The organism is Mycolicibacterium sp. CBM1 (assembly GCF_054073305.1).
The window spans coordinates 282,237-301,372 of the sequence record NZ_JBSXPP010000004.1 but is presented as its reverse complement, the minus strand read 5'-3'; the positions used below and the strand labels follow the sequence as shown (position 1 = coordinate 301,372).

Below are 19,136 nucleotides of genomic sequence, written 5' to 3'. Positions count from 1 at the left end.
GCGTAGTGCGGTCAACGGGAACGCTCACGGCTGCTGCGACGCATCCGCACCAGTACCGCGGCGAGACCGACCAACACCGCCAGCGCCAGCGCCCACGACCAGCCGCCCGTGGTGTACACCCAGCCGGCCAGCACGCGCTGCACCCGCCCCGCGGCGCTGATGATCGGGTCGGCGGGGTCGCCGCCGGCACTGAAGAGCCGCACCTCGTAGAGGCCGTAGTAGCCGACATACAGTCCCACCACCAGCAGCACCGCGCCGCTGATGCGGTTGACGTAGGGCAGCAGGGCGCGCATCCGGTCCACCAACGCGGTACTGGCCAGCGCCACCGACACCGCAAGCACCGCGACCACCAATGCGAAGCCGGCCGCATAGGCCAGGTAGACCAGCACGCCGTCGATCGCCGAGCCGGTGCGCAGCGCACTGCCGGTGACGGCGAGGAACGGGCCGACGGTGCACGACAACGAGGCGATCGCGTAGCCCACGCCGTAGCCGAACATCGACCATAGACCGGACGTGGGCGCCCAGCGCTGCCCGCGGCCGAGCCGGCCCAGACCCGCCACCGTCAGCTCCCGGCCGCTGAGCAACCAGACACCAAGCGCCACAAGCAGGATGCCGACGACGATCGTGGCGTAGGGCAGGTAGCGCTGCACCGTCGAGGCCACCGACACCGTCAGCAACCCGAACGCGCCGAACACCGCCAGGAAGCCCAGCGCCATCGCGGCGGTGGCGGCGAGGGCGCGCGCCACCGCGGTGATCCGGCCCGGCGCGACGTCTTCGCGGCGCACCACGAGCGTCAGGTAGGCCGGCAGCATCGCGAACCCGCACGGATTCAGCGCCGCGACCATCCCCGCGGCGAGCGCGAGACCGGAGAGGTTCGGATTCACCGTGCGCCGATCAGGATGCCAGCGCGCGCACCCGGTCGCTGAGTTCCTGTTCGCTCATCGCCGACGTGGGGTTGTTGACGAAGGTGGAGGAACCGTCTGGCCGGAGGAACACATACGCGGGTTGCCAGGGCACGTTGAACCGAGCCCAGATCGATCCGTCGGCGTCGTTGAGGTTGGTGAAGTTCAGGTTGTACTTCGACACGAACGCCTCCATCTGTCCGACATCGGCGCGTGCGGCGACCCCGACGAAGGTGACCTTGGGATTGGCGGCCGCCACCTGGCTGACGTTGGGGGCCTCTTGATTGCAGAACGGGCACCACGGCGTCCAGAACCACAGCACCGCCGGCTTGCCCTGCAAGCTCTGGCCGTTGAAGGGCGCGCCGCTCAACGTCGTCGCGGAGAAGTCCAACTGGTCCTCGGCAAGCGCCACTGGTGGCCGTACCACCGCAGATATCAGCGCCACCATTCCCATCCCGAACGCCATCGCCACCACCAATGACCGCATCGCACCAACGAGCCAACGCTTCATGAAAACCTCCCGCGGTCACCGACAGACTGTTGTGATGTCACGGTGCGACCGAACCCGTGGTTCACCCAACGATTCAGCCGCGCCTCGTCGTCTCAGGCTATGGGCGGGCCCGCCGCCGAGTCAGTAGCTGCCGGCGAGGGTCAGAAACCCGTCACACCGACACAGACATTGACTGTTTACGTGACGTAATGGAACATAATTCGGGTGCCAGTACCCCACCGAGCCCCCGCTCCCGAACCCGCGCGCGGCCGGCCGCGGAACCCGCGCACCGACGAGGCGATCATGGCGGCGACCCGCCGGTTACTGACCGACGTGGGCTACGACCAGGTGTCCATGGAATCGATCGCCCGGGAAGCCGGCGTCAGCCGACCCACCGTCTATCGGCGCTGGCCGTCCAAGGCGCACGTGGTGTTCGAGGCCGCGTTCGGGACCGTCGGGGGCACCAAGTCCCTGCCGTACACCGGTGATTTCGACGCCGACCTGCGCGACTTCGTACGTGCCGCTGTCGCCTTCTGGCGTGAACCGGTGGTCGAGGCCGCGACCATGGGCATCCTCGCCGAGCGTCGCCGCGGTGCCGAACTGCACATCCGCACCCAACAGCTGCTCGACGACATGATCCGCGCAGAGCTGGCGACACTGGTGCGCGCAGGCGCCGAGCAAGGGCTGGTCCGCGCCGACGTCGACACCGACACGTTGTTCAACGTGCTCGTGGGGACGACCTTCTACAGCGCCCTGGTCGACGGACGCGACGACACCGATCCGCTGGTAGACCAGCTTTGTTCGCTGGTCATGCAGGGAATTGAACCTCGAAATCAGGATTGACTTAGGACGTGACCAGGACATGACGCTGCCCGACGAACTCTCGACCGCCTTCCACGAGCTGCTCGACGAACTCGGCGCCATCGAACGCAAGTTCCTGGCCGCCGATCCCCCGCTGGAGGAAGCCGACATCCTCGACGGCTACCGGCTCGCGTTTAGCCTGCTGCGCGTCGCCGTCGATACCTACGTGTGGGGCGACAAAGACAATCCGCGCTTCGTCGACGTCATCGGGCCCTACCAGCGCTGGGGTGGCGACAACACCGACGCGTTCTACCAACTCGCGCCGATCGATCCGGGCCGCACCTATCGGGTCACCGGTAACCGGGGCGACTCGGTCTACCTGTCGATCACCGTGTACGGCGGGCCCGACGACGGCCATTACAGCAACCGGATCGTCGGAACCGTCAACGACCGGTCGCTGGACTTCGACGACGACGGCAACTTCGAGTTCGTCATCAGCCCCCACGAGCACCCCGGCGCGTGGTTGAAACTCGAGCCGGATGCCGTCGTCGCCCTCACCCGCGACTACCTGGAGAACCCCGAGACCGACCGGCGCGTGCAGTGGAAGATCGAGGCGGTCGATCCACCGGCTCGCAAGCACGACGACCGCGCTGACCTGATCCGCCGGCTACGCTCAGCGAAAACCTGGATTGCCGAACAGGTTTCGTTCATCCCCACCCGCATCGGGCCGGCCAACGAGATCGCCGAGCCGTATCCGGTGCCGCAACAGACCTACGGCTGGGCCGCCGGTGATGCGGCCTATGCGATGGGTGCCTATGACCTGGCACCTGGCGAGGCGCTGGTCATAGAAGGCACCTCGCCGCCGTGTGTGTTCTGGAATCTGTGCCTGTGGAATCACTTCCTGCACACCTACGACTACACCTACGAACGGGTGACCATCAACGGCGCGCACATCACGTACGAATCGGACGGTTCGTGGCAAATCGTGGTCAGCGACACCGATCCCGGACATCCCAATTGGGTCTCCACCGCAGGCCGGACCAAGGGGCTGATTTGGCTGCGCTGGTTTCTGCCCGAACACACCCCGAAGCGCCCCGTTTGCCGCGTCGTGAACGTCGCCGACGCCGGCAGAGCCACGGAGCGTCCGGCGTGACCACCGGCGTCGAGCGGCCCGCTCCGATCAGGTTCACCGATCTCGCCGATCCCGTGTACCCCGAGGCAGCGATGCCGATGCGCGAAGCGCTCGCCAGCTATGGGGCAGCCCTCACGCTGACCCCGGAGGTGCTGCTGGGTGCCGCCGTGGAACGCACCGGTCTCGACGACTTCGGCGCCCCCGCCTTCCGGGAGCGCCTGGAGGTGCTGTGTTCCTCGTTACGCGAAGAGGCCGGGCTGTCCGACGTGGGCGTCGCGGTCGTCTTCGAGCAGCTGGTGGGCAACCTGGTCAACCGGCTCCGGCTGCAGGCGCTAATCGCCGTGCACCCCGAAATCGAGAACATCGCGATCGAGCGGCCGATCATCATCTGCGGGCTGCCCCGCACCGGCACCACCCACCTGCACAACCTGATGGCCGCCGACCCCCACCTGCGTCACCTGCCGTACTGGGAAAGTCTTGAACCCATCGGCGCGCCCGACGAGGTGGACGACCAGCCCCGCCGCGACCGCTGCTCGGCGGGGCTGGATCTGGTCAACACGGCGATGCCCGAATTCAGGCGAATGCACGACATGACCGTCGACCACGCCCACGAAGAGATCCAGCTGCTGGCCAACGACCTATCCACCATGCTGTTCGAGACCACCTATCACCTGCCGTCGTACGCGGCCTACTACAAGACCCACGACCAGGGGTCGTCGTACGCCTACCTCAAACTCCAGCTCAAGGCCATGCAGTTCCTGCGCGGCGGGAGGCGTTGGGTGCTGAAATCTCCGCAGCACCTCGAGCAGTTCCCCGCCCTGTATGCCACCTTCCCGGACGCGACCTTCGTTGTCACGCATCGTGATCCGGTCGAGGTGACCAGGTCGATGGCCACCATGATCGTCTACGCGTCCCGGATGGCGACCGCCCGTCCCGATCCGCACAAGATCGGCCGGTACTGGCTCGACCGTGCCGCGGACCTGTTCAACGGCTGCCTGCGCGACCGCGACGTTCTGCCCGCCGAGCAGTCGATCGACGTCCGGTTCGGTGACTTCATGGCCGATGAGCAGGGCACTTTGGCGGCGATCTATGAGCTTGCCGGCCAGCCGTTCGACGCCACCGTGCGGGTGGCGATGGCAGACTTCATCGCCGCCCACCCGCGGGGCCGATACGGAGAGGTGCTCTACGACCTCGCCGACGTGGGGCTGGACCCCTCCGACGTTGCCGAGCGGTTACGCCCCTACCGGGACCGATTCCTCGGCTGACCCGGCTCAGCGGGCGGCCCGGGACAACCGGGCCAGCCGGGTGCGATCGACGAGCACACAGCCGTGCGCCTGCGCCAATTGTTCGGCGGCCCTGGTGTACCGGTGATTGGAGACCACCATGGTGGCGGTGCAGTCGTGAATGGCGGCACCTGCCACCACCTGCTGGACGGCGGACCCGTTGACCACCCGGTTCTGCCGCTTGCACTGCACCGCAGTGCGCACACCGTCTTTGACCGCGATCAGATCCACTCCGAAATCACCAGTAGCCCTTGTTATTTCGACCATGTATCCGCGACCCCGTAACACCGCCGCGACGTAGTGTTCGAACTCCACTCCACCCATCGCATCGACGGCAGCCTGGCCCGATGCCCGGTACAGGGCATCGAGGCGGGTTTCGCGACGGTGGTCGAGCCAGGCGAGCAATGCCCGCCAGGTGCAGACCATCGCGATCACCGCGGCCGCAGCCGCCAGCACCCACACCGCCCGGTTGAGCAGCCCGACCAACGTCAACAACACCGTCGCCACGACCCACAGGCCCACCCACTGCAGCGCCGTCGCCAACGTCGCGGAGTCCTCACGCACGCCCGTCACCGTAACGTCGGGCACCGACAGCCGCGGGCTGCCGGCGACCGCGGCAGCCAAATCGTGACCCAGCCGGGCGGGCGTTTTATGCCGACTTGCCGCCGTTGCGACAATACAGTGCTGAAATGCTTGCCATTCTCCGGTTCAACTTCGCCTCGCCGGGCGGAAGACCTCGGGTGCAAGGCGAGTTGCTCTCCGCCGCACTCGAATTGGCGGTATTCGGCGATCGGCACGGCATCGCCGCGATCAGTGTCGACGAACACCATGCCACCGGACACGGCTGGAGCCCCAACCCGGTGATGATTGCCGGGATGTTCCTGGCTCGCACGGCCAACATTTTCGCCAGCATCGACTGCGCCCTGGCGCCGTTGTGGAATCCGGTCCGGATGGCCGAGGACATCGCCCTGGTCGACGCGATGAGCCAGGGCCGGCTGCACACCACCATCGGCCTGGGTTACCGCGAAATCGAGTACGAGGCGCTCGGGGTGGACTTCACCCGTCGTGGCGAACTGATGGATCAGAGCCTGCAGGCGATGCTGGAGGCGTGGAGCGGCACGACCGGAGTGATGCCGGGTACGTGGTCGCGGCCGCATCCGCCGCTGTATCTCGGCGGCGGGGTCCGGGCCACTGTGCGGCGCGCGGTGCGGTTCGGGCTGCCCCTGAGCCTGCCCGACCACCGACCTGACCTCGCGGAGTACTACGCCGAGTTGTGCCGGGACGCCGGACTGCAGCCCCTGGTGCTGATGCCGCCCGCCGTCAACCGCGGAATGATCTACCTGCACGAGGATCCGGAGCGGGCCTGGGCCGAGCTGGGTGAGCATATTTTGTGGGAGGCCGTCACCTATGGACGGTGGTCCGACGACCCGCCGCGATCGTCGATGCACCTGCCGGGCGTGCGGACACTCGAGGAGGTGCGGGCGTCCGGCCGCTACCGGTTCCTGACCCCCGACGAGCTGATCGCCGAGGTCCGCCGGTCGGCCAACTACGGTCCGATCGTCATGCATCCCCTCGTCGGCGGCATGCCGGTTGACGAAGCGTGGAAGTCGGTGCAGTTGTTGACAGACGAGGTGTTGCCGGCCCTGCGCTAGCGTCCCGCCTGCGACCGTGACGACGGGCAGCACTGCCCGGCCTACCCCCGATCGGACATTCCAAACCCCGATTCGTACCGCTCGGTAACGTCTGCGACCTCCCGAGCGATGTTGCCCGTTCGCAGGTCCGGGCACGAAAGTTGGGTTCTTAACAGAGTTTTAGCCGCCGCTCCCAGGGGCCTTAGATTTGCGACATAGCGTAGCGGTCAGGTTGAGGCAGTCGATGAGGCCGCCGTTGGTGGCACTGGACCGAAATGGGGCACAAGATGACGAGTTTCACGTCGAGGTATGGCAATCCCGCCGTCGACTACAAGGGTGCCCACATCCGCGCTCATTGCCGCCACGTGGTGACGGTCGTCGCCGTCAGCGGCCGGGTCGACTCAGCCAATGTCGAGCGGATCGCCGAAAGCGCGAAGCGGCTGATCCTCGCCGACAAGCCCTTCGTCCTCGATCTCTCCGGCGTGAGGTCGTTCAGTGCGCATTCCGTCCGGTTGCTCGCCGAGATCGACGACGTGTGCGCCGCGGCCGGTGTGGAATGGGCGCTGGTGCCCAGCGACGCCGTCAACCGGCGCCTTCGCGCTGACGATGTCGTCTTCCCAGTCGTCGGCTCGGTGGCCGAGGCGGAGCACGAATTCGACGACGCGATCCTCAACCGGCGCCGGTTGTTGCTTCCGCTGCTCAGCAAGACGGCTTGAGTCCGGCCCGCCGCCTCAGTTACTTCTCGTTTACTTCTCGATCAAGCACCCCGGCGCACGCGCCGGGGTGCTTGTCTTTGCGGCAGACTCCCACCCTGGGATCGGCTAGACATCCGGCCATACCGCTGGTGCACAAGATCATTTCGAGAACCCGAACCGGGACCGGGGTGCCCCTTCGACCTTCCGGGCCGACCCGTGGTGGCGACCGGCTATCCTGGTGGGCGTGGGTCGGACGACGAGCGTGATCGCCGCCACAGCTATGGCTGTGGCGGCTTGCCTGGCAGGTTCGGGCGTTTCGGCCGCCGATCCGACGACTCCGGCGCCCTCGCCCGCGCCGTCGGATCCCGCCTCGACACCGTCACCCGTCGCGTCCACGCCGCCGGCCGGACAGAACCCCACGCCCCCACCCGGTGGCCCCAAGTCGACGATCGACCAGGCCGGTACCTACAAGGTCGGCGTGGACATCGTTGCCGGAACCTATTCGACGGCGGGACCGGTCGAGGGCAGCGCCTGCTACTGGAAGCGCATCGGCGGCGAGGACGGCCAGACCACGGTGGACAGCGGGCTGACCAAGAAGCCGCAGATCATCCAGATCGACCCCACCGACACCACGTTCAAGACCGACGGCTGCCAGCCGTGGCAGCTCACCGATGCTCAGCCGCCCAGCCAGCCCGGGCCGCTGATGTCGCAGCTACAGCTGCGGCACTACCTCGACCAGATCAACGGCCTGGCCGGCCAGTCCGGTAACGGGCAGCTGCCGCCGTACTGAGCCGCTACCCGCGGATTTGCGCGGCGGGCGATGCCCCCCACTTAGATGCCCCCTATTTAGCGGTGCCGCTCGTCGCCGGCAGCGGCGCCGGGCACGCGTGATGGTCCTGAAGTTCCTCCCCACCGGCGGTGTCGCCGCTCGCGGCGTCCACACGGTCGGCGAGCAGGATGAACCCCGGCTGTCCCCCGACGTCCGTGCCGACCACCACCAGCGTGTACCGGCCCATGTCTGCGCGGGCTCCGGCGACGCCGTCGGCGAGCACCGTGAACGGGTTGATGCCGAGGTCGGTTCCCGGCACCCCCATCGCCCAGTAGGTGTGCCCGGCCAGTGGTACCGGCAACAATGTCCACGTCGAACCGATCGAGCCGGCTCCCGAGACGAGCGCGTCGTGTACATCGGCGCGCAGGCAGTCGATATGAATGTGGAGCTGATCCTGGGTGCGTGACACCGCGGAGTTCACCGCCAGGCTCATCCAGTCCCGCGCAATCGTTCCGCCGGCGCGCTGCTCGGTGAACGCCCGGGCCTGCCACGCTGCGGCGAAGTAGTTCGTGGCGTCGGGCTCGAGCAGCTCAGGGCTCTCGATGCCGCTGAGCGGCCCGGTGGGGATCAACAAGTACTGGCGAGCGCCGACCGTGTCTTTGAGTACCGCATAGCCATGTTCCTCGCTGGGGCTCAGGTAGACCTGAGCGCAGGGCGCCGGATCGCGGAACGCCCGCACATCGGTCACACACTTGTCGTGCACGATCGTCCACAGCGCGTTGGGATCGGCCTGGGCCCACGCCGGCTCGATGACACCGACCGCCAGCAGAGCCGCCAGCAGAACACTGCCCCGGGTATGTCGCACCGACACCACCCTACGGCCGACGAGAATTCGCCGCGCCCCGCGAATGACTCCGCGGATGCGGCGCAAATCGGCCACCAGAACCGCAGATTCGGACGTTACTCGATAGACTCCCCCGGTGCCGATGCTGCGAATACGAGAAGCCGCCGAATTACTCGGCGTCAGCGACGACACCGTGCGCCGGTGGATCGAGGACGCCCAGCTGCCGATCGCCAGCGACGAGTCCGGCCGCAAGATGGTCGACGGTGCCGCACTCGCGGCCTTCGCTCGCAAGAATGCCGCCACCGCGCCGAAGGACCCATTGTCCATCGCTAGCTCGGCGCGCAACCGGTTCGCGGGCCTGGTCACTCGGGTCGTCACCGACGCCGTCATGGCCCAGGTCGAAATGCAGTGCGGCCCGTTCACCGTGGTGTCGCTGATGAGCAGCGACGCCGTGCGCGAATTGAAGCTCGAGCCTGGCAGCGTCGCGGTGGCCGTCGTCAAAGCCACCACGGTAATCGTCGAGACCCCGGGCGCCTCGTGAGCGCGCGCCGGATGGCAGCCGCAATCGCCGGTCTGCTCGTCGGTGTCCTGGTCGCCGTGTCCGGCTGCGCGTCCGGCCAGTCCCCGTCGGCCCAGCAGACACTGGTGGTGTTCGCCGCGGCCTCGCTGAAGTCCACGTTCACCGCGATCGGTGACCGCTTCGACAAGGATAATCCCGATCTGCGGGTGGAGTTCTCGTTCGCCGGCTCGTCGGACCTCGTGACGCAACTGAGCCAGGGAGCTTATGCGGATGTCTTCGCCTCGGCAGACACCAAGAACATGGACAAGGCCGCGCAGGCCGGATTGCTGGCAGGCACTCCGGTGAACTTCGCGTCGAACACCCTCACCATCGCTGTCGCGCCGGGTAATCCCAAGGACATCAAGACATTTCGCGACCTGACCGCGGCTGGCCTCGACGTAGTGGTGTGTGCGCCGCAGGTGCCGTGCGGCGCGGCCACCCGGACGGTGGAAGCCCGCACCGGGGTGCAGCTGCACCCGGTCAGCGAGGAATCGTCGGTCACCGACGTGCTCAACAAGGTCACCAGCGGACAGGCCGACGCCGGGCTGGTCTACGTCACCGACGTGGCCGGCGCCACGGGCAAGGCCGACGCGGTTTCGTTCCCCGAAGCGGCCGGCGCGGTGAACACCTACCCGATCGCCACTCTCAAAGGCTCCCGAAACCCTGACCTGGCAACCAAATTCGTCGACCTGGTGACCAGCCCTGAGGGGCAACAGATTCTGGCCAAGGCCGGTTTCGGAAAGCCCTGAACCGTGTGGCAGGCTCACGCACTGTGGACCTGCCCCACGTCGAATCCGATACCCCGCACCTGGCCGACGTGGTGCCCGCGGTGCTGAGCGCGATGGGCGTTGCCGGTTTCGATCGTCGCATCGGGTTGCCCGAGCCTATCGCCGGGGCATGTGTCCTGTTGATCGACGGCCTGGGCGCCGATCTGCTGGATGCCCACCTCGCGGACGCACCGGTGCTGGCCGGGCTGCGCGGCCGCACGTTGCATGTCGGCTTCCCGTCCACCACCGCGGCGGGCCTGGCCGCTGTCGGCACCGGCTGTCCGTCCGGCGGCCACGGCATGGTCGGTTACTCGTTTCGACTTCCCGACGCCGGTGTCATCAACGCGCTGCGGTGGCGGCCGCATCCGTGGGGTGAGGACTGGCGCGACACCGTCGCCCCCGAGGAGGTGCAGCCGCTGCCGACCACGTTCGAGCGGGCGGCCGCGTCGGGAGTCGCGGTGTCCGTCGTCTCGGGTGCGGAATTCGCTGGCTCGGGCCTGACCCGGGCGGTGCTGCGCGGTGGCCGCTATGTCGGCGTGCACGCGCTCGGCGAGCTGGCCGCTCAGGTAAGTGCCAGCGTGGCGGCCGGCGGATTCTGCTACGGCTATCACGGCGATCTCGACCTGGTCGGTCACCTGCACGGACCTGGATCATCGGCCTGGCGGATGCAATTGCGGCACGTCGATCGGCTGGTGGAATCAGTCGTCGAGGCGTTGCCCGCCGGAGCCCTGCTCGCCGTCGTGGCCGACCACGGGATGGTGGCGGCCGACCCCCAATCGACCGTCGACCTCGATGACGCCGGCCTACTCGACGCCGGCCTACTCGACGGAGTGGCGGCGGTAGCCGGTGAACCACGGGCGCGGCACGTCTATGTGCGAGACGGCGCTGTCCCCGCGGTGCTGGCCGGGTGGCGGGAAACTTTGGGCCGGCATGCCTGGGTGGTGTCTCGGGACGAAGCGATCGAGGCCGGCTGGTTCGGCAGTCACGTCGACGATCGGGTGCGTCCGAGGATCGGCGACGTGGTGGCCGCCGCCCGCGACCGTGCGGTGCTGGTGCGCAGGACCGTCGAGCCGGCCGAGTCGGCCCTGGTCGGCCACCACGGTTCCCTGACCCGTGCCGAACAGCGGGTGCCGCTATTGCTGGCCTACGGCTGAGCGCCGGACCGAGTCTGGTCGCCGGGCGGCGGCGTTCCGCGACGACCGGGCTTGTTCCGGTACATGGCGGTGTCTGCCCGGCGAATCAATTCCTCGGCGCTACCGGCCGGGCCCAGGGTCCAGCCCACCGAGGCGGTCAGCTGGAACTGGCCGGCGTCGATGTCGTAGGCGCCGGTCACTTCTGAGCTGATCGCCGCGGCGAGCTCGGCGACCGCCTCAACCGTATCGGCCGCCGCCACCAGAACGACAAACTCGTCGCCACCGATGCGGTACACCGAGTTCGGCTCTGGGACCACCTCGGCGAGTCTGCGTCCGACTTCGACCAGCACCGCGTCACCGGCCGCATGCCCGTGCCGGTCGTTGACTTCCTTGAACCCGTCGAGATCGACGAAGACGATACCGACCGGTGTCATCGGCTCGGCGGCCCGATGCTCCTCGATCCGGCCGATCAGGGCGCGACGGTTGAGCAGCGCGGTGAGCTGGTCGGTCACGGCCAACCGGGCCAGCTCGGCCTCGGCGCGCCTACGGGCGGTGACGTCCTGAAACTGCGCGACGACGACGTCCGGCGCACCATATTCACCGCCGGGGGCCAGTACGGCGTTGCGCTGCAACCAGATCGTCGTCCCGTCCCGGCGGCAGTAGCGACGCTCCGAGACGATTCGCGGCACCTCCCGGTTGAGCAGCTGGCGGTGCTCCTCGATGATGGCGGCCAGGTCGTCGGGGTGGACGAAGTCGCGGTAATTGGAGCCGCAGAGTTCCTCCGCGGAGCAGCCGACCAGCTGACACAAGGCGGGGTTGACCATCAGTGCTTGGCCGGTGATCGTCAGGATCGCTTCACCGAACGTTGCGTTGGCCATGCTGATCTGGAACAAGGCCAGTGCCTCGTCACGGCTGCGTTCGGCCTCGACCCGGCTGGTCACGTCGGCGACCTGAACGTAGAAGCCCCGTACCTCGCCAGCGACGACATCGGGGACGTAGGTGGCCAGCGTGTGGCGGATCTTCCCATCCCGGTCGACGAGGTCTTGTTCGAACTGTTGCTCGTGACCGTCCAGGACACCTCTGATGTATGGGAGGTTCAACTGGTAGACGTCTTCGCCGAGGACCTCACGGACATGTCGGCCGTGGATCTGGGCGGGCGTCATCCCGAAGTACTGCCGGTATGCGTCGTTGGCGATGACGTTGAGCAGGTCGCGGTCCCAATAGCCGATCATCGCGGGCAGCCGATCGATGAGAACGCGAAGCCGGCGAAGTTCGTCGTCGTGCCTCGGCGGATACTTGAACGCCACCGATCACCCCCGGACTGACGCGGGCCTGACCGTGTCCTGGTTGCTCAAAACTCCTGGCGGACATAAATTACCGATTAGTCAATAGATTGGCAAAGGGAGTGGCCCCCTTGGGGTTCTGGTCCGGGCGGACGTCACAAGTGACCGCCCGCTAGCGTCTGCGTCGTGATCGTGCTGCTTCCGCCGTCTGAGACCAAACGCACCGGCGGCGACGGACCGCCGCTGCAGGTGACCGAACTGAGCAATCCGGAACTGGGGCCGGTGCGCCAGGAACTGGTCGACGAACTCGTTTCGCTGGCCGCCGACCCAGAGGCGAGCCGGCGTGCACTGGGCATCTCACCTGCCCAGGACGGCGAGATCGCGCGCAATGCCGCGCTGTGGACCGCCCCGACGCTACCGGCGATCGACCGCTACACCGGTGTGCTCTACGACTCCCTGGACATCGGGTCGCTTCGCGGTGCTCCCGCGGCGCGGGCCCGCGCCCGGCTCGCGGTCGGCTCGGCACTGTTCGGCCTGCTACGCGCCGACGACCAGGTCCCCGCCTATCGCCTCTCGGCCACCTCCAAGCTGCCGGGCCGCCCGACGCTAGCGGCCCGCTGGCGGCCGGCGCTCGAGCCGGTGCTCACCAAGTTGAGTGCCGCTGAACTGGTGGTCGACCTGCGCTCCGGCTCCTACGCGGCCCTCGGCAAGCTGCCGGACGCGGTGCGGGTCGACGTCCTGGCCGAACAGCCCGACGGCCGTCGCACCGTGGTCAGCCACTTCAACAAGGCACACAAAGGCCGGCTGGCCCGCGCCCTGGCCAGCAGCCGCTCCGAGCCGGGCGACGCCGCCGCCGTCGCAGCGGTGGCCCGCCGGGCCGGAATGCGTGTCGAGCGCAGCGGCAACGAGGTGACCGTCATCGTTCCGGCGTGACCGCACGTTCTGCCACAATCGGCCCGATGGGTAGCCGCTGGCAGAAATCGACGGCGCCGCGCGGCGCTGACTACGACGCCCGATGGTCCACGCTTGCCGCCGCACGACGCATCATCCACGGCGAGGCCGACCTGGTTGCCGGCTTACTCACCGAGAGCGCAGGCCGATCCGTTCTCGACGCGGCTTGCGGTACGGGGCGGGTGGCGATCGAGCTCGACCGCCGCGGCGTGCCCGTGGTCGGCTTCAGCCTGCGTCCGGATCGACTCTCGCTGGACCACTACGACCGGCTGGCCGCCCAGGCCAGTCTGCAGCCGGTGCAGCGCTGGGCCACGTGGGATCGCCAGCCCTTCGCCGACGGTGATTACGCTGTCTCTGTCCACCGCCTGGATGCTTCGCCGACCTGATGAAATTATCGTTGGCAATAAACCGACGACAACGGGAGTGGCCAGTGCAAGTAGCGCTCGCTAGAGTCGGTTTCCGTCGCCGGTAGATCGACTTCGCACTCGTTGCTGGTGAATCCGCGGCTCCGGCCCATCAATAGAGGGGATGGTTGATGAGATCGGCTTTCTCAGCCCGTCCCGCGAGCCAGTACTACACCCTCACGGCCCTACTGGCCGCCCGCGGAGCGCAGACGACCACCTCCCGTGTCATCGCCGCCACGATGGCGATCCTGGGCCTGATCACCATGGCCACCTTCGTCAGCTCGGTGACCATGCAGTGGAAGGGCGCTCGCAGCCTGCTGGTCGCGTTGGCAATCTGCAGTTTCGCCTCCGCAGGGATCTGGCTGCGGCACCGCTGGCCGACCAGAACGGAATCGACGCTGCTGGTATCCGCCGCGACGATCGTCATCCCGGTCGGGTGCCTCATCCCGGCCGACGCCATGTTCGGCTTGCTCGGGTCCACCGCGTTCGCCCTGATCATCGGATACGCGGCGCTATTTCACGGCCTTCGGCTGCTGACGGCGGTCTTCACGGTGGCCGTCGCCACATTGCTCTGGCTGGCGGTTCGGCTGATCGGCCGCGATCCGGCACTGTCGCTGGCCGGTGTCGCGCTGATCGTGCTGCTCTACTTGTTCGCGGCGTTCGCCTGCCGCCTGGTGGTGTGGCTGACCGGAACCCAAGACGACGCCGACGCCATCGAACCGCTGACCGGACTGCTCAACCGCGACGCGTTCTACCTGCAGACGGCCACGCTGCTGGCCTCGCGCAACCGCGACGACGACCGGTACATCGTGGTCGCCGTCGTCAACATCGACAGCTTCGCCGCGATGGTGAGCATGGCCGGCAACCGGGCCGGAAACCGCGCGCGGGTCACCGCCGGGCAAGCGTTGCGGGAAACGGTGCGCCGCGACGCGATCGTCGGCCATGTCAGCGAGGCTGAGTACTTCGTCGCCGATACCTTCACCACGCCCGACCCATCACCGTTGATCGACCGCATCCTCGGCGCGATCGCCGGGACACCGTCGGGGATGACCGCCAGCATCGGCGTGGTCGCGACACCGCTTCGCCCGCTGGTCGAGCATCCACCGCACGACGTTCTGGACGAGATCATCGCGCTGGCCACCACAGCGATGTACGACGCGCGACGCTCCGGAGGCAATCAGGCCCGCTACGTGGTGCGGCCCAACCTCAGCATCATCGACGACAGTGACGGGCACGACAGCCCCCTGTCGTGAAGCGAGGCCGCGTGAGCTCGGCCGTCAGCCTTGGTCGACGTCGGCCGGCGCTCCCACCGAGTCCGGATCGATCTCCACGCCGTAGGAGGTGATCGAAACGATCTCGGCACCGGCGAATCGGAAGATGTGACAACTAGAGACGATGGTCATGCCGTCGGGCCGTCGATACCGGCCGAGTACCTCGACTACGACGGTGTCATCCTGCTCGACGGTCAGGCAGCGATCCCAGGTCGAGACGGTGGTGTCGAGGCCTCCGGCCGTCTCGCGGCAGGTGGTAGCCACCGCATCGGCGCCTTCGAGTACCGAGTAGCCGACGATGGTCCAGCGGACGTCACGGGCTAGGTGCGGCAGGGCATCGTCGAATCGATGCTGGGCGAAGGCGCGGGCGATCTCCGCGCGCGTAGTCGGCGCGCTCATTGCATCGACACCGCGGTGACCGACGGGCCGCGCCCCCGGACACCGTTCACCACATCGGCCACCGCATCCGCCATTCCGATAGGCGCCGGGACGACTCTGCGCCGTGCGCCTCCGACCACGTCCATTCCATCTCCCTCGAACTTCGCTTCGTCGAGGCTAACCGGCCCAGGCCAAAGACCCGCACGCTATAGCGGTCGGCGCGGCGCTTCTCGGCCGCGGCGGTCTGCCGGCGGCGGTAATGTCTGGCCGATGAGCTCCGGCCACGACCACAAGCCCATGCGCGACCTGCCCCCGGGCATGGCCGGGCAACTCGACCTGCCCTATGCAGGTCTCGCGTCGTTCGGGCATCGCCCCTTTCTCACCGAGCCCGAGCAGTTGGAATCCTGGCAGCCCGACGTGGCGATCGTCGGGGCGCCGTTCGACGTGTCCACCACGAACCGTCCCGGCGCCCGGTTCGGGCCGCGGGCAATCCGGGCCACGGCCTACGAACCCGGCAGCTATCACATGGATCTCGGGCTGGAGATCTTCGACTGGCTCGAAGTCGTCGACTTCGGCGACGCGCACTGTCCGCACGGGATGACCGAGGTGTCGCACGCCAACATCCGCGAGCGCGTGCACACCGTCGCTTCCAAGGGCATCGTTCCGGTGGTCCTCGGCGGTGACCATTCGATCACCTGGCCGGCGGCCACCGCGGTCGCCGACGTGCACGGCTACGGCAACGTCGGCATCGTGCACTTCGACGCCCACGCCGACACCGCGGACATCATCGACGGCAACCTGGCCAGCCACGGCACACCCATGCGACGGCTGATCGAGTCCGGGGCCGTGCCGGGCACCCACTTCGTCCAGGTCGGCCTGCGCGGGTACTGGCCCCCGCAGGACACCTTCGAGTGGATGCAGGAACAGGGCATGACCTGGCACACCATGCAGGAGATCTGGGACCACGGGTTCAAGTCGGTGATGGCCAAGGCGGTGAGCGAGGCTCTCGCGAAGGCGGAAAAGCTTTACGTGTCAGTCGATATCGACGTGCTGGACCCCGCTCACGCACCGGGTACCGGCACCCCGGAGCCGGGCGGCATCACCAGCGCGGACCTGCTGCGCATGGTCCGCCAGCTGTGCTACGACCACGACGTAGTGGGCGTCGACGTCGTCGAGGTGGCCCCGGCCTACGACCACGCCGAACTGACCGTCAATGCCGCGCACCGCGTGGTGTTCGAGGCGCTGGCCGGGATGGCGGCGCGCCGCCGCGACGCGGCCGGCGTCACGCCCGGACCGCCGTCGCCGCTGGCCACCTAACCGTCGTCGCGCGCTATCGATCCCAACTTCTCGCCGAGTGAGCAGCCACGCAGAAGAGATGCGGGTGCATCCCTGCGGGGTTGCTCACTGGACTCGCCCACCGGGTCTACGCCTTGGCCAGCTGCTTCTCGGCCTGCTTTGCGGCGAAGCGGGCCGCCCATTCCTTACGGGAGCGGATCGAGGTGTCGACGTCAGTGCCCTTGGCGCGAAGCCCGGCCACCGTGGCCTGATCCTTCGGGGTGCGGGCGAAGGGATCCCAGCTGAAGAACCGGCACGAGTTCTCCCAGGTGATCTTGTTGATGTCGGAATCCGAAGCGCCCGCGGCATTCAGCTCGGCCAGCACCTGCTCGGGGGCGTCGGGCCAGAAGCAGTCCGAGTGCGGGTAGTCGCACTCCCAGGCGATGATGTCGATACCGATCTCGTGGCGGAGTTTCAGCGACGTCTTGTCGGTGACGTAGCAGGCCAGCGAGTGCTCCCGGAAGACGTCGCTGGGCATCTTGTCGCCGAAGTCGCGGCGCAGCCACTTCTGGTTGGTGTAGTGCCGGTCGCTGCGGTCGAGGTAGAACGGGATCCAGCCGATGCCGCCTTCGGAGAAGGCGAACTTCAGGTCCGGGTAATTGCGCATCGCCGGGCCCCACAGCAGATCCTGGGCGCACATCGCCGACACCTGGGTAGCCAGGATGATCATGTTGTCGATCGGCGCGTTGGGCGCCATGCTGATCGCCCCGAAGCCGGTGCCGATGTGCAGGCACATCACCACGTTCTCCTCGGACAGCGCGGTGAACACCGGACCCCAGTAGTCCTCGTCGTGGTAGCTCGGAAGTCCCTCCAGGTGCGGCAGTTCCGGCATGGTGACCGCCCGACAACCCTTGGCCGCCACCCGCCGGATCTCGGCGCACATCCCCTCGGGGCTCCACGTCGGGAGGATTGCGATCGGGATGAACCGGTCGGGATAGCTACCGGCCCACTCGTCGATGTGCCAGTCGTTGTAGGCCGACACCATCACCAGGGTGACGTCTTCGCGCGTCATATTCAGATGACGGGCGGAGAAGCCCGTGAAGGTCGGAAAACACATCGAGGCCAGGATGCCGTTGCGGTTCATGTCACGGACGCGCTCATGGACGTCGTAGACGCCCGGCCGCATCTCGGCGAAGCCGGCCGGATCGCGGCCCCACTCTTCGGCTGGCCAGGACACCACGGCGTTGAGCCCGCTGACGCCCTGCGGCCGGCCCTGGTACATCCACTGATCCACGCCCTTGGCGTCGGTCACCACAATCGGTGCCTCGTCGCGGTACTTGGCGGGCACATGTCGCAGGAACATGTCGGGCGGCTCGACCACGTGGTCGTCGATGCTCACCAGAATCAGGTCGTCGACGTTCATGTCTCTCCTCGTGCGGGCGGAATTACCAAGCGTTGCCTTAGTTGTACCCTCGATAATCGTGACCGTCTCCGCACAATCGGCCAGAGACTTGGCCCAAACGGCCAAAGTTCGGCCGGCCGCCCGACCCGCCAACATCGGCCAGGTGGAACTGCGCCGGGGTGGGCCCGTGGTGGCCGGCAGTTACCTCTACGAGGGCGACCTGCTGGTCACCGGCTGGCACCACCACGATGTGCACCAGATCGAGTACGCCATCGGCGGCGTGGTGGAGGTCGAGACCGCCTCGGCGCATTATCTGGTGCCGCCCCAGCAGGCGGCCTGGATCCCCGCCGGACTCGAACACCAGGCAACGATGAACCCGTCGGTCAAGACCCTGGCGGTGATGTTCGATCCCGAACTCGTCCCGGCCGCGGGCGACCGGGCCCGCATCCTGGCGGTCTCACCGCTGATCCGGGAGATGATGCTCTACGCCATGCGCTGGCCGATCTACCGAGGGCCGGGCAGCGCCGAGGAGGACAAGGCATCCGATGCGTTCTTCCGCGCGCTGGCCAACCTGATCGCCGAAGCGCTGGATCACGAAGCGCCGCTGAGCCTGCCCAGCTCGGAAGACCCGGTCGTCGCGGCGGCGATGAGCTACACCAAAGACCATCTGCAGTCGGTCAGCCTCGACGACGTATGCCGAGCGGTGGCGGTCTCCGAGCGGACATTGCGCCGCCAGTTCCAGCACGAGGCCGGAATGTCCTGGCGCAGCTACCTTTTGCACGCCAGGATGCTGCGCGCGATGGCCCTGCTTGCCGCACCCGCGCAGGGTGTGCAACAGACCGCGACAGCAGTCGGCTTCGACAGCGTCGGATCGTTCACCCGGGCGTTCAGTCAGTTCTGCGGAGAAACCCCGTCGTCATACCGGGCCCGAGTCAGCGAGACCGGAGCCGCCCGGCGCTGACCGCCGCGCCGACCGTTCGTGCCAGCGCAGTCGCAGCAGCAGCAGGCCGCGGTGCGCCTCGAAACCCAGCGACAGCGGGTGCCGAAGCGACGACCGGGACCTGGTTCGCCGGTTGTGTGCCATGACACCACTGTGCCAGCCGCCCGATACCGGCAACCGCGACACGCGTCCCGATATGCCGTCCGTCACCTGAAGTTCGGTGTCC

Annotated in this window: 21 protein-coding genes; 14 read left to right on the top strand and 7 right to left on the bottom strand. The window is 67.6% G+C overall.

The window, feature by feature from the left end:
- Window positions 1-11: 11 nt before the first annotated feature.
- Window positions 12-884 (bottom strand): cytochrome c biogenesis CcdA family protein, encoded by an 873-nt coding sequence (locus ACXDF8_RS07730; RefSeq protein ID WP_457222653.1) that lies wholly within the window; start codon window positions 882-884, stop codon window positions 12-14.
- A gap of 10 nt (window positions 885-894) precedes the next feature.
- On the bottom strand, window positions 895-1,356 hold the full coding sequence (locus ACXDF8_RS07725) for a protein disulfide oxidoreductase (protein WP_457222718.1): 462 nt from the start codon (window positions 1,354-1,356) through the stop codon (window positions 895-897).
- Window positions 1,357-1,617: 261 nt separating this feature from the next.
- Between ACXDF8_RS07725 and ACXDF8_RS07720 the strand changes: the two genes are divergently transcribed.
- Genes ACXDF8_RS07720 through ACXDF8_RS07710 form a run of 3 tightly spaced genes read left to right on the top strand, consistent with a single transcriptional unit; the run spans window position 1,618 to window position 4,590 of the window.
- A complete protein-coding gene (locus ACXDF8_RS07720) occupies window positions 1,618-2,235 on the top strand; it encodes a TetR/AcrR family transcriptional regulator (RefSeq protein ID WP_457222652.1) in 618 nt (205 codons plus the stop codon).
- Window positions 2,236-2,254: 19 nt separating this feature from the next.
- Window positions 2,255-3,346, top strand: a complete 1,092-nt coding sequence (locus tag ACXDF8_RS07715) for a DUF1214 domain-containing protein (RefSeq protein WP_457222651.1) — start codon at window positions 2,255-2,257, stop codon at window positions 3,344-3,346.
- A complete protein-coding gene (locus ACXDF8_RS07710) occupies window positions 3,343-4,590 on the top strand; it encodes a sulfotransferase family protein (protein WP_457222650.1) in 1,248 nt (415 codons plus the stop codon). The genes ACXDF8_RS07715 and ACXDF8_RS07710 overlap by 4 nt, the downstream gene beginning before the upstream one ends.
- A 6-nt stretch (window positions 4,591-4,596) precedes the next feature.
- Here the strand turns inward: ACXDF8_RS07710 and ACXDF8_RS07705 are convergent, their stop codons facing one another.
- Complete coding sequence (locus ACXDF8_RS07705; protein ID WP_457222649.1) at window positions 4,597-5,232, bottom strand: restriction endonuclease; 636 nt, start codon at window positions 5,230-5,232, stop codon at window positions 4,597-4,599.
- Window positions 5,233-5,297: 65 nt separating this feature from the next.
- Between ACXDF8_RS07705 and ACXDF8_RS07700 the strand changes: the two genes are divergently transcribed.
- The 3 genes from ACXDF8_RS07700 (at window position 5,298) to ACXDF8_RS07690 (ending at window position 7,724) form a co-directional block, all read left to right on the top strand.
- Window positions 5,298-6,260: an LLM class flavin-dependent oxidoreductase gene (locus ACXDF8_RS07700; protein WP_457222648.1), complete on the top strand. Its 963-nt coding sequence runs from the start codon at window positions 5,298-5,300 to the stop codon at window positions 6,258-6,260.
- 266 nt (window positions 6,261-6,526) lie between these two features.
- Window positions 6,527-6,955 (top strand): STAS domain-containing protein, encoded by a 429-nt coding sequence (locus ACXDF8_RS07695; RefSeq protein WP_457222647.1) that lies wholly within the window; start codon window positions 6,527-6,529, stop codon window positions 6,953-6,955.
- Window positions 6,956-7,178: 223 nt separating this feature from the next.
- Entirely contained in the window at window positions 7,179-7,724 is a 546-nt protein-coding gene (locus tag ACXDF8_RS07690) for an Rv1352/Rv1906c domain-containing protein (protein WP_457222646.1), read from the top strand.
- 52 nt (window positions 7,725-7,776) lie between these two features.
- Here ACXDF8_RS07690 and ACXDF8_RS07685 read toward each other — a convergent pair whose 3' ends face one another.
- Window positions 7,777-8,568, bottom strand: coding sequence for a CDP-diacylglycerol diphosphatase (locus ACXDF8_RS07685; protein ID WP_457222645.1), 792 nt, complete (start codon window positions 8,566-8,568; stop codon window positions 7,777-7,779).
- A gap of 115 nt (window positions 8,569-8,683) precedes the next feature.
- Between ACXDF8_RS07685 and ACXDF8_RS07680 the strand changes: the two genes are divergently transcribed.
- The 3 genes from ACXDF8_RS07680 to ACXDF8_RS07670 are packed head-to-tail and all read left to right on the top strand — an operon-like array spanning window position 8,684 to window position 11,027.
- Window positions 8,684-9,088, top strand: a complete 405-nt coding sequence (locus ACXDF8_RS07680) for a TOBE domain-containing protein (RefSeq protein ID WP_457222644.1) — start codon at window positions 8,684-8,686, stop codon at window positions 9,086-9,088.
- An 11-nt stretch (window positions 9,089-9,099) separates the two neighbouring features.
- The gene (modA, locus tag ACXDF8_RS07675; RefSeq protein ID WP_457222643.1) at window positions 9,100-9,855 is read left to right on the top strand and encodes a molybdate ABC transporter substrate-binding protein; all 756 of its coding nucleotides are present in this window, start codon (window positions 9,100-9,102) and stop codon (window positions 9,853-9,855) included.
- Window positions 9,856-9,878: 23 nt separating this feature from the next.
- Window positions 9,879-11,027, top strand: coding sequence for an alkaline phosphatase family protein (locus ACXDF8_RS07670; protein WP_457222642.1), 1,149 nt, complete (start codon window positions 9,879-9,881; stop codon window positions 11,025-11,027).
- Here ACXDF8_RS07670 and ACXDF8_RS07665 read toward each other — a convergent pair.
- Window positions 11,018-12,313 (bottom strand): diguanylate cyclase domain-containing protein, encoded by a 1,296-nt coding sequence (locus ACXDF8_RS07665; RefSeq protein ID WP_457222641.1) that lies wholly within the window; start codon window positions 12,311-12,313, stop codon window positions 11,018-11,020. The two genes, ACXDF8_RS07670 and ACXDF8_RS07665, sit on opposite strands and share 10 nt — an antisense overlap.
- Window positions 12,314-12,475: 162 nt before the next feature.
- Between ACXDF8_RS07665 and yaaA the strand changes: the two genes are divergently transcribed.
- The 3 genes from yaaA to ACXDF8_RS07650 all read left to right on the top strand — a co-directional run bounded on the left by yaaA (window position 12,476) and on the right by ACXDF8_RS07650 (window position 14,897).
- Window positions 12,476-13,222, top strand: coding sequence for a peroxide stress protein YaaA (gene yaaA, locus ACXDF8_RS07660; protein WP_457222640.1), 747 nt, complete (start codon window positions 12,476-12,478; stop codon window positions 13,220-13,222).
- A 26-nt stretch (window positions 13,223-13,248) separates the two neighbouring features.
- On the top strand, window positions 13,249-13,626 hold the full coding sequence (locus ACXDF8_RS07655; RefSeq protein WP_457222717.1) for a class I SAM-dependent methyltransferase: 378 nt from the start codon (window positions 13,249-13,251) through the stop codon (window positions 13,624-13,626).
- A 149-nt stretch (window positions 13,627-13,775) separates the two neighbouring features.
- Window positions 13,776-14,897, top strand: coding sequence for a diguanylate cyclase domain-containing protein (locus ACXDF8_RS07650; protein ID WP_457222639.1), 1,122 nt, complete (start codon window positions 13,776-13,778; stop codon window positions 14,895-14,897).
- Window positions 14,898-14,921: 24 nt separating this feature from the next.
- Here ACXDF8_RS07650 and ACXDF8_RS07645 read toward each other — a convergent pair whose 3' ends face one another.
- Complete coding sequence (locus ACXDF8_RS07645; protein WP_457222638.1) at window positions 14,922-15,314, bottom strand: nuclear transport factor 2 family protein; 393 nt, start codon at window positions 15,312-15,314, stop codon at window positions 14,922-14,924.
- Window positions 15,315-15,611: 297 nt separating this feature from the next.
- On the opposite strand from ACXDF8_RS07645, the gene speB reads away from it, so the two are divergent.
- Window positions 15,612-16,610, top strand: coding sequence for an agmatinase (gene speB / locus ACXDF8_RS07640; RefSeq protein WP_457222716.1), 999 nt, complete (start codon window positions 15,612-15,614; stop codon window positions 16,608-16,610).
- A gap of 106 nt (window positions 16,611-16,716) precedes the next feature.
- On the opposite strand, the gene ACXDF8_RS07635 is transcribed toward speB, so the two are convergent.
- Window positions 16,717-17,991: an amidohydrolase family protein gene (locus tag ACXDF8_RS07635; protein WP_457222637.1), complete on the bottom strand. Its 1,275-nt coding sequence runs from the start codon at window positions 17,989-17,991 to the stop codon at window positions 16,717-16,719.
- Between the two features lie 58 nt (window positions 17,992-18,049).
- Here ACXDF8_RS07635 and ACXDF8_RS07630 point away from each other — a divergent pair, with 58 nt between their 5' ends.
- Complete coding sequence (locus tag ACXDF8_RS07630; RefSeq protein WP_457222636.1) at window positions 18,050-18,931, top strand: AraC family transcriptional regulator; 882 nt, start codon at window positions 18,050-18,052, stop codon at window positions 18,929-18,931.
- The last annotated feature ends 205 nt before the right edge of the window (window positions 18,932-19,136 follow it).